The organism is Promicromonospora sp. NPDC057488 (genome assembly GCF_042802395.1).
GTDB lineage: Bacteria > Actinomycetota > Actinomycetes > Actinomycetales > Cellulomonadaceae > Promicromonospora.
Window position 1 is genome coordinate 1 of the sequence record NZ_JBHVEG010000215.1, and the last position, 9358, is coordinate 9358.

The 9358-nt window shown below is 74.2% G+C and carries 6 protein-coding genes; 3 read left to right on the forward strand and 3 right to left on the reverse strand.

The window, feature by feature from the left end; all coding sequences use genetic code 11:
- Window positions 1-27: 27 nt before the first annotated feature.
- A complete protein-coding gene (locus ACFU5G_RS26900) occupies window positions 28-2280 on the reverse strand; it encodes a hypothetical protein (RefSeq protein WP_377251642.1) in 2253 nt (750 codons plus the stop codon).
- Complete coding sequence (locus tag ACFU5G_RS26905; RefSeq protein WP_377251644.1) at window positions 2280-4139, reverse strand: HSP90 family protein; 1860 nt, start codon at window positions 4137-4139, stop codon at window positions 2280-2282. Before ACFU5G_RS26905 ends, ACFU5G_RS26900 begins: the two co-directional genes overlap by 1 nt.
- 66 nt (window positions 4140-4205) lie before the next feature.
- Between ACFU5G_RS26905 and add the strand changes: the two genes are divergently transcribed.
- Entirely contained in the window at window positions 4206-5219 is a 1014-nt protein-coding gene (gene add, locus ACFU5G_RS26910; RefSeq protein WP_377251646.1) for an adenosine deaminase, read from the forward strand.
- A 25-nt stretch (window positions 5220-5244) separates the two neighbouring features.
- On the opposite strand, the gene ACFU5G_RS26915 is transcribed toward add, so the two are convergent.
- A complete protein-coding gene (locus ACFU5G_RS26915) occupies window positions 5245-5832 on the reverse strand; it encodes a TetR/AcrR family transcriptional regulator (RefSeq protein ID WP_377251648.1) in 588 nt (195 codons plus the stop codon).
- 88 nt (window positions 5833-5920) lie between these two features.
- Between ACFU5G_RS26915 and ACFU5G_RS26920 the strand changes: the two genes are divergently transcribed.
- Window positions 5921-6331, forward strand: a complete 411-nt coding sequence (locus ACFU5G_RS26920) for a hypothetical protein (RefSeq protein ID WP_377251650.1) — start codon at window positions 5921-5923, stop codon at window positions 6329-6331.
- A 126-nt stretch (window positions 6332-6457) separates the two neighbouring features.
- Complete coding sequence (locus ACFU5G_RS26925; protein ID WP_377251652.1) at window positions 6458-9307, forward strand: DNA translocase FtsK; 2850 nt, start codon at window positions 6458-6460, stop codon at window positions 9305-9307.
- Window positions 9308-9358: the final 51 nt, after the last annotated feature.

A 9358-nucleotide genomic window follows, 5' to 3' on the forward strand; every position in this document is an offset into this window, starting at 1 on the left:
CCTCGGGGCCGGCCGCCGGCCGCGGACTCAGGCGCTGATCTGCCCGCGGATCCAGCCGGCGTGGCCGCCGAAGCCGCTGAGCTCCTCGTCGCCCTCGATCCGTGCCTCCACGGCCGCGACCAGCTCCAGGCCGGCCGCGGTGCTGCCCGACTCGACCGCCAGCTCGGCGGCCAGCAGGGCGCTGCGGCACCAGCGTGCGACGTCGTCCGACTCGCGCAGGAGCGACTCGGCGCGGCTCGCCAGGGCGTAGGCCTCCGCGAGGGCGCCCTCGTAGAGCCCGCGGAAGCGGGCGGTGTCCAGGTCCTCGTCGGCGATGACCCGGGCATGCTGCTCCAGCGTCTCGGGCAGCTGCACCCGCAGCTCCGCGAGCTCCTCATCGTCGGTCGAGTCGGCCAGCGCCGCCTCGCACGCCCGGGTCGCGCCGGTCATGATCCGGCTCGCCTCGGCGACGTCGCGGTCCCGCACGGCCCATGCCCAGGCACGAGTGGTGCGGACCTGGCGCAGCGCGTCGCCCACCTCGGCCCACAGATCGGCGGCCCGCTCGTACGCCAGCTCGGCCGACAGCCCCTCGCCGGCCCGCTCCAGCGCCTCCGCGGCCAGCGTGGCGAGCATCGCGTGGTCGGCCTGGTCCGGCCAGTGCTGCGCCACCTGGGCGGCGGCGAGCCAGTGCTGGGCGGCCTCCGCGGGCTCGTGGCGGTTGGCCGCGCACTCGCCGAGCCACCAGCGCACCTGCACGAGGTTCCCCTCGCCGTGCACCTCGGGGGAGGGGTCCAGGTCGCTCAGGGCCTGCTCCAGCACGGGAGCGGCCTCGTCGTGCCGCCCGCCGGCCATGAGGTGGCCGCCGAGCCGGGTACGGGCCACGACCGCGAACCGCGGGTCGGCGAGGTCGGCCCAGGCCACGGCCTCGTACCCGTGGTGGACGGCGCCGGGCAGGTCGTCCGTGACGGCCAGCACCTCGGAGAGCTGCAGGTGCGCGCCCGCCCGCCAGCCCGGGGTTGCGGAGTCGCCGGCGCGGTCGATCGCCTCCGACATCCCCGCCCGCATCTCGTCCAGGTCCTCGGCGTCCCGGGCGCGCTCGTACCGGTCGATCGCCTCCCCGACGGCGGCGGGCATCTCGTCGGCAGGGCCGTCGTCGACGTCGGGTCCGCTCCCGGACCCCGTCATGGGGAGCACCGCCCGCAGGCCCAGCGGCAGCCGCTCCAGCAACGGCTCGGCGTCCAGGGTCGACCGCACCCGCTCGCTGACCGCCGTCGTGCCGTTGCGCTCGTCGAACGCGGCGGCGATCCGGAGGGCCTCGGCCCGGGAGTGCCCGGCGAGCTCGGCGGCGGTCCAGGTGCGCCCGGTGGGGCCGGTGGCCGGCAGGTCGCCGCGACCGAGGGCGACCAGCCGGTCCATGAGCAGCGCGGTCGCGGCGTAGAAGCCCATCCGCGGCTCGGGCTCGCCGTCGGCCTGGAAGTAGCCGGGGGTGTCGGCCAGGAGCTCCAGCGCGCGGGCCTCGTTGCCGGTCAGCGCGCAGAACTCGATGTGCTTGGCCACCGAGTGCATCAGGCTCTCCGAGCCCTTGACCATGGGGTAGCCGCGCATGTGGTTCGCCCGGGCCTCGTCGAGCCGGCCGAGCCGCACCAGTGGCAGGAGCGACCTGGCCAGCGCGCGGTGCGGCTCCTCGGCGCAGGTGAGGCGGCCGTCCAGGACGGGGGTCCAGTGCCGCACCGCCTTCGCGTCGTCACCCGAGTCGGAGAAGAACTCGCCCTGCCGCGCGGTCTCGCAGGCGTGGCAGTCGGCCAGCTCGCCGCGCTCTGCCGCGAGCCAGCCGTCGAACGCCCGCTGCGCGCGCTCGGTGTCACCGATGTGGTCGGCGATGTAGAACTCGGACATCCGCACGGCCCGCTCGGTGTGCCCGGCCAGCCGGTAGCGCCGGTCCATCTCCGCGAGCCAGTTCTCGATCGCGGCCAGCGGCACCCGCGGGAGGTCGAGCATGCCCGTGGTGACCCACTTGAAGTCCCAGAACAGGGAGTGGGTGGCTGACGCGTCGAAGACGCTCGGGTCCTGGTCCCACAGCCGCAGGGCGCGGGCGAACGGGACCAGCACCTTGTGCCGGTCGGCGCTGAACTCGTAGGCGCTGATCAGGTGGAAGACCGCCTTGATCTCCGCCTTCGGGCCGAGCTGTGCCGCCTGGTCGAGGATGTTCTCGGCGGCCGCGGCCTGCGAGGTGCCGTGGGGGCGCTGGTTGTTCTCCCAGATCGCCTCCTGGAGGGTCGCGAGGTCGGTGATCTGAGTCATCAGTCGTTCTCCTGGGTGTCGTCGACCCGGTCACCGGGGCGGTCGTCGCGGGCCGGCGGCAGGCTGGGCGCGGCCCACTCCAGGAGCTCGCCGAACGCGCGGTTCACGAGGGCCTGGTCCACCGGGCGCAGCGGCCGGCGTGCCTGGAGCAGCGACTGGCCGTACAGGGCCTCGACGGCCACGCCCGTCAGGTCCGGGTCGGGCAGCCCCGCGATGCGCCGCACCAGCGGGTTGAGGTGGTTCAGCACGAGCCGGGCGCGCGGCGCCTCGTCACGCAGGGAGCCGAGGATGCCGGCCCACAGATCGTCGGCCTCGCTCTCGGCCTCGGCCCGGGCCCGCTCGTGCCGGGCGGACCGGTCGTCCAGGTGGACCGCGGCCAGCGTCGCCGGGTGGAAGGCGCGCACCACGACGTCGCAGTCCAGCGGGTCCAGGCGCACCCGGGCGGTCGCCAGGAACGGGGCCAGCGCCAGCTCGGCGGCCGGGTCCAGGTGGTCGAGGTGCGCCGTGACGACCGACGCGTCGAGCTCCTCGACCGCCACCCCGGGCCGGGCCAGGGGGAGCGCCTGCACCAGCGCGGCGTCGTAGGTGTACCCGCCGTTGACGACGGCCATGCCCTGCGCCGCCGCGATGGCCGAGACCTGCCGGAACTCGTCGACGGTGCGCGTGAAGTGCACGGTGGCGTGCCGCCGGGCCAGGTCGTCGAGCGTGAGCTCGCCCTCCGACGTCTCGAACGGCAGCCACGGCAGCATGGTGCGCAGCACGTCCTCGTCGTGCAGGGCGAGGGCCTTGACCCCCAGGTGGTGCACGGCCAGGAAGCGCCGCAGGCGCTCCGGTGACGTGGTCGCGAGCTGCGCGAGCCAGCCCCGGACCCGGTCGCCCAGCGCGTCGCGGACGGCGGCGAGCGTCTCGTCCTCGTAGAGCTGCTCGCGGCTGGCCGTGGGGCGCAGCGCGTCGGTGTCCAGCACGCACCGCACGAAGAACGCCCAGTCGGGCAGCAGCGTCTCGGCGCGGTCGGTCAGCAGCATGCCCTTGAGGTGCACGCGGTGCCCGCCGCGCTGGGCCGGGCTGACGACGCCGGGCAGCACGTAGGCGACGCCGCGGATGCCGACCAGCGGCAGGTCGAGCTCGATCGAGTCGAGCGGCGCGAAGCCGAACGTGTCCTGGCAGTACGCGGACAGGGCGGTGGCCCGCGCCGTCGGGCTGCTGTGCCGGGCCTCCCACGGCGGGCGCTGCCCGGTGACCGGCTCGTCACCCACGCGGACGTCGTAGGGCAGCAGCGCCCCGAAGTCGGCGGCGAGGTCGGCCACGGTGTCCGCCTCGAACCACTGCTCGCTGCCGCGGCGGGCCGCGAGGTGCACCGTCGTGCCCGGCTCGGGGTGCTCGGCGACGTCCAGGGTGCGGACCGTGTACGAGCCGTCGCCCCGGGCCACCCACTCGACGGGCAGCGCGTCGGGCGTGCGGGCCGACCGGCTCACCACCCGGATGGTCTCGGCCACGACGAAGCACGCCAGCAGGCCGATGCCGAACTGGCCGAGGAACTCCTTGCGGGCCTCGGCCAGGCCGTCGCGCTTGGAGCTGCGGCCGATCGTGGCCAGGAGCTGGTGCACCTCCGGCTCGGTCAGCCCGATCCCGGAGTCGGTGACCCGCACCGCCGTGCCGGTGGCCTGGATGCGTACCGTCCCCGGGGCGCCCGGGTCGAGGGCACGCCGCGCCGTGATGGCATCGACGCCGTTCTGGAGCAGCTCGCGGACGTACACGCGCGGGCTGGCGTACAGGTGCTGGGACAACAGGTCCACCAACCCGCGGAGGTCGACCTGGAACGTGTGCGGTGAATCCGTCGGGGTCTCTTGCGTCGTCATGGTGGGCGCGATGCTAGTGGCGCACACTGACAGCCCCCACGAAAGTCCGGCACGTAGCCTGCCCCCATGACCTCTGCCGCACCGTCGTCCCGCCCGCCCCGGGCAGAGCTGCACGTGCACCTCGAGGGCACGCTGGAGCCGGACCTGGCGTTCGAGCTCGCCGCCCGCAACGGCGTCGCGCTGCCGTACCCGGACCCGGAGAGCCTGCGCGCCGCCTACGACTTCGCGGACCTGCCGGCCTTCCTCGACCTGTACACCGCCAACATGGCCGTGCTGCGCACCGAGGCCGACCTCGCCGACCTCACGCGCGCCTACCTCGCCCGCGCGGCCCGCGCCGGGGTGCGGCACGCCGAGATCAGCTTCGACCCGCAGGCGCACCTCGTGCGCGGCGTCCCGCTGGAGACCGTGGTGGGCGGCATCGCCGGCGTCCTGCAGAGCGCCGAGGCCGACCACGGCGTCTCCACCCTGCTCGTCGCCGCGTTCCATCGCGACAAGCCCGTCGCCGACGCGCTCGACGTCCTGGAGCGGCTGCTCGCCATGGACGCGCCGATCGTCGGCATCGGGCTGGACAACGCCGAGATCGGCTACCCACCCGGCCTGTTCACGGACCTCTACGCCCGGGCCGAGGCCGCCGGCCTGCGCCGCACCGCGCACGCGGGAGAAGAAGGCCTGGCCGCGAACGTCCGGGACGCCCTCGACCTGCTGCACGCCGAGCGGATCGACCACGGCATCGCCGTCGTCCAGGACCCCGCCCTCGTGGCCCGCGTCGCCGCCGAGCAGGTCCCGTTCACCGTGTGCCCCGTGTCCAACGTGCGCCTGCGCGCGGTCCCCTCCCTCGCCGAGCACCCGCTGCCGGACATGATCGCCGCCGGCATGCTCGTCAGCGTCAACTCCGACGACCCGCCCTACTTCGGCGCCTACGTGGACGACGTCGACGACGCCGTCACCGCCGCCTTCGACCTGACCCGCGACCAGCGGGCGGCGCTCGCGGCAGCGTCGTTCGAGGGTTCGTTCCTGCCCCGCGACCGGGTCGCGGCGTACCTGGCCGACGTCGAGGCGTGGCGGGCCGCGGGCGCCTGAGCCGGGCCCGGTCCGCGACGGCGGCTCACCCGCGCAGCAGCGCGGCCCCCACCGTCCCGCTGGCCCGCTCGAACGCGGCCGCCCGCGCCTGCTCGTCCCCGGGCAGCAGCCCCGCGAGCTCCAACGACACCAGCCCGTGCACCAGGCCCCACAGCCCGACGGCGGCGTTCAGCACGTGCTCGGCCGGCGCGCCGGGCAGCACCCTGCCCACGGCGTCGTGCAGCACGCGGAAGGTGGGCCGCTCGACGGCGTCGGCCGGGTCGCCGTCCGCGAGGGCCACGCCGCGGTCGAACATGACGCGGTAGAAGTGCGGGTCCGCCAGGGCGAACCCGCGGTAGGCGCGGCCCAGGTCGCGCAGGTCGGCCGCCGGGTCCCCGCCCTGCCCGACGGCGGCCAGGTGCTCGGCGAACCGCCGGAACCCCTCGTCGCTCACCGCCGCGACGAGCGCCTCGCGCGACCCGAACAGCGCGTAGACCGCCGACGCGCTGGTCGCGGCCTCGGCGGCGACCTTGCGCACCGTGACGGCGGCCTCGCCGTCCGACGAGATGACCCGGGAGGTGACCTCCAGGAGGCGGGTGCGCAGGGCGTCGTCGTGCAGTCGAGGTCGGGCCATGCCGTGAGTCTAGAAGCCTTGACGGGAGTTTGCGAACGTTGTTTGATAACACTGTTACAAAACAACGGACGCACCCCAGGAGGACGTCGTGCTCGAGCTCTCGGACCCCGCCCGCATCACCGCGGGCATCGTGCTGCTGACCGTCGTCGGGATCGAGTCCGGCGGCTTCTTCCTGCTCAAGGTCTTCGGCGGGCGGCTCGCCACGACCGACCTGCAGAAGAGCTTCTTCCGGGCCGGGCACGCCCACGCGGGCGTGCTGGTCATCCTCGGCCTGCTCTGCCTCCTGCTGACGGAGGCGACCGACCTGGCCGGCTTCGCCCGCTGGCTCGCCGCCACCGGCGTGCTGGTCGCGGCGATCCTGATGCCCGCCGGGTTCTTCCTCTCCGCCATCGGGCAGGGGCGTACGCGCCCCAACCGCGCCGTGGTGCTGCTGCCGGTCGGGGCGGTGGTCCTCGGGGCGGGCGTCGTGATGCTCGCGACCGGCCTGCTCCTGGCCTGAGCCTCGGGGCGCGCCGTACCTGAGCGCCGGGCCGCGTAGCCGGACAAACCGGTCGGTGGTCCGGTCCGGGACACACCGCGAGGGGTCCTGGGCCGGGCCGTCGCCGCCGGTTACGGTGGCGACATCATGGCGACCCGCACGTCGGCCCGGCGAGGTTCCGGGAAGAGTTCCGGGCAGGGCGCGAAGAGCGCCAAGCCCCGCGCCGCAGCGTCGAAAAGATCGACCCAGCGCCGGGGGGCTACCCGCCCGGCAGCCAAGGCTGCGCCCGTACCGTCCCGCCCGCCGTGGCCGGTCCGCGCGGTGCGCGGCCTGTGGATGGGCATGGCGCACGCGGTCGGCGGCGCGACCCGCGCCGCGGGACCGCGACGGGCGCCTGACGCAGCGGACGAGGACGCACAGAACGCGGGAAAGAGCGGCGTGGCGAGGAACAGCACGAGCAAGAGCACAGGACAGCAGGCGGAAGCGGACCTGCCGGACCACCGGCGCGACGGTGTCGGTTTCGCCCTGCTCGCCGTGGCGGTCATCGTCGCGGCGCGGGAGTGGTGGGGGATCGACGGCCCCTTCGGCGACGGCGTGCACGCGGTGGTCGCGGGCACGCTCGGCGTCGCGGGCGTGGCCCTGCCCGTGCTGCTGATGTGGCTCGCCTTCCGCGTCATGCGGCACCCGGAGCGCACGCAGCAGAACGGCCGGGTCGCGATCGGGCTCGGCTTCCTGGTCGTGGCCACGTGCTCGCTCGTGCACATCAGCGCCGGCCTGCCCTCGCCCGCCGACGGCTTCACCCCGGTGCAGGACGCCGGCGGCGTGATCGGCTTCCTCTTCGCGACGCCGGTCGTCACCGGGCTGACGCAGTGGTTCGCGATCCCGCTGTACGTCCTGGCCGGTTTCTTCGGCGTGCTCATCGTCACGGCGACCCCGGTGCACCGGATCCCCGCGCGCCTGCGCGGCATGTACGACCGGCTCACCGGCAACCACCGCGAGCCGGAGGACGGCGCCGAGGACGGGCTCTCCCTGGCCGACGGCGTCTCGGCGCACGACGGCAAGCCGGAGGCCAAGCGCCGCAAGCGGCGCACCAAGCAGGAGATCGCCGCCGAGAAGGAGCGCCTGGCCGGGTTCGTGGGCGACGAGGCGTTCGAGAAGGCCGCCGAGGTCGAGGAGCGCGCCGCCAAGGCCGGCAAGCTCACCACCCAGCGCATCCCGACCAGCCAGTCCGCCGGCAAGGTCACCGGCGCCCCCGCCATCGGCCCCGGCGTGCTCGGGCCGGACGGCGGGCCGGCGGCGTCGGCGAAGAAGGACGGGCCCCGGCCGCCGGAGGCGGGCGAGCCGATGCCGCGCGGCGTGCAGCCCATGCTGGAGGGCGACACCGTCTACCTGCTGCCCGACGAGGACGTGCTGGTCCAGGGCCCGCCGCACAAGGCGCGCTCCGCCGCCAACGACCGGGTCGTGGAGTCGCTGACGGGCGTCTTCGAGCAGTTCGGCGTCGACGCCAAGGTCACCGGCTTCAGCCGCGGTCCGACGGTCACCCGGTACGAGGTCGAGGTGGGCGCCAAGACCAAGGTCGAGCGCATCACGTCGCTGTCCAACAACATCGCGTACGCGGTCGCGAGCGCGGACGTGCGCATCCTGTCGCCCATCCCGGGCAAGTCCGCCATCGGCATCGAGATCCCGAACTCCGACCGCGAGACCGTGGTGCTGGGCGACGTGCTGCGCTCCGGCGCGGCGCGTCGCACCGAGCACCCGATGGTGATGGGCGTGGGCAAGGACGTCGAGGGCGGCTACGTGGTGGCCAACCTCGCCAAGATGCCGCACATCCTCGTGGCGGGCGCCACCGGTGCCGGTAAGTCGAGCTTCATCAACTCGATGATCACCTCGATCCTCATGCGGTCCACGCCCGAGCAGGTGCGCCTCATCCTGGTGGACCCCAAGCGCGTCGAGCTCACGATCTACGAGGGCATCCCGCACCTGATCACGCCCATCATCACCAGCCCCAAGAAGGCCGCGGAGGCCCTCGACTGGGTGGTGCGCGAGATGGACGCCCGCTACGACGACCTGGCGACCTTCGGCTACAAGCACGTCGACGACTTCAACGTCGCCGTCCGGGCCGGCAAGGTCAAGCCGCTGCCGGGCTCGGAGCGCAAGATCGCGCCGTACCCGTACCTGCTCGTGGTGGTCGACGAGCTCGCCGACCTCATGATGGTCGCCCCGCGCGACGTCGAGGCCTCGATCCAGCGCATCACGCAGCTCGCCCGCGCCGCGGGCATCCACCTGGTGCTCGCCACGCAGCGCCCGTCCGTCGACGTCGTGACCGGCCTGATCAAGGCCAACGTGCCGTCCCGGCTCGCGTTCGCCACCTCTTCGCTCGCGGACTCGCGCGTGGTCCTGGACCAGCCCGGCGCCGAGAAGCTCATCGGCCAGGGTGACGCCCTGTTCCTGCCCATGGGCGCGGCCAAGCCGATGCGCGTGCAGGGCGCCTGGGTCACCGAGTCCGAGGTGCACCAGGTCGTCGAGCACGTCAAGAGCCAGCTCAAGCCGATCTACCGCGAGGACGTCGCGGCGCCCGCCGCCGCCAAGAAGCAGGTCGACGAGGACATCGGCGACGACCTCGACCTGCTGCTGCAGGCGACCGAGCTCGTGGTCACCACCCAGTTCGGGTCCACCTCCATGCTGCAGCGCAAGCTGCGCGTGGGCTTCGCCAAGGCGGGGCGGCTCATGGACCTCCTGGAGTCGCGGGAGATCGTGGGGCCCTCGGAGGGTTCCAAGGCGCGCGACGTGCTCGTCGGGGCCGACGACCTGCCCTCCGCGCTCGCCCTCATCCGGGGCGAGGAGCCGGCCGGGGTCTTCGACCAGGCGTCGTCCGACGGCGACGGGGCGGACGGCGGTTCGTCCGGCGGCGGGGGAGACCAGTACGCCGACGGTACGGACGGCCACATGCCGCCCGTCGCCCGCGACTACCACGACGACGCCGAGACGGTCCGCTGACCGGACCCTCCGCACGTGTCAGACGCTCAGGTCACCCTGGTGACCTGAGCG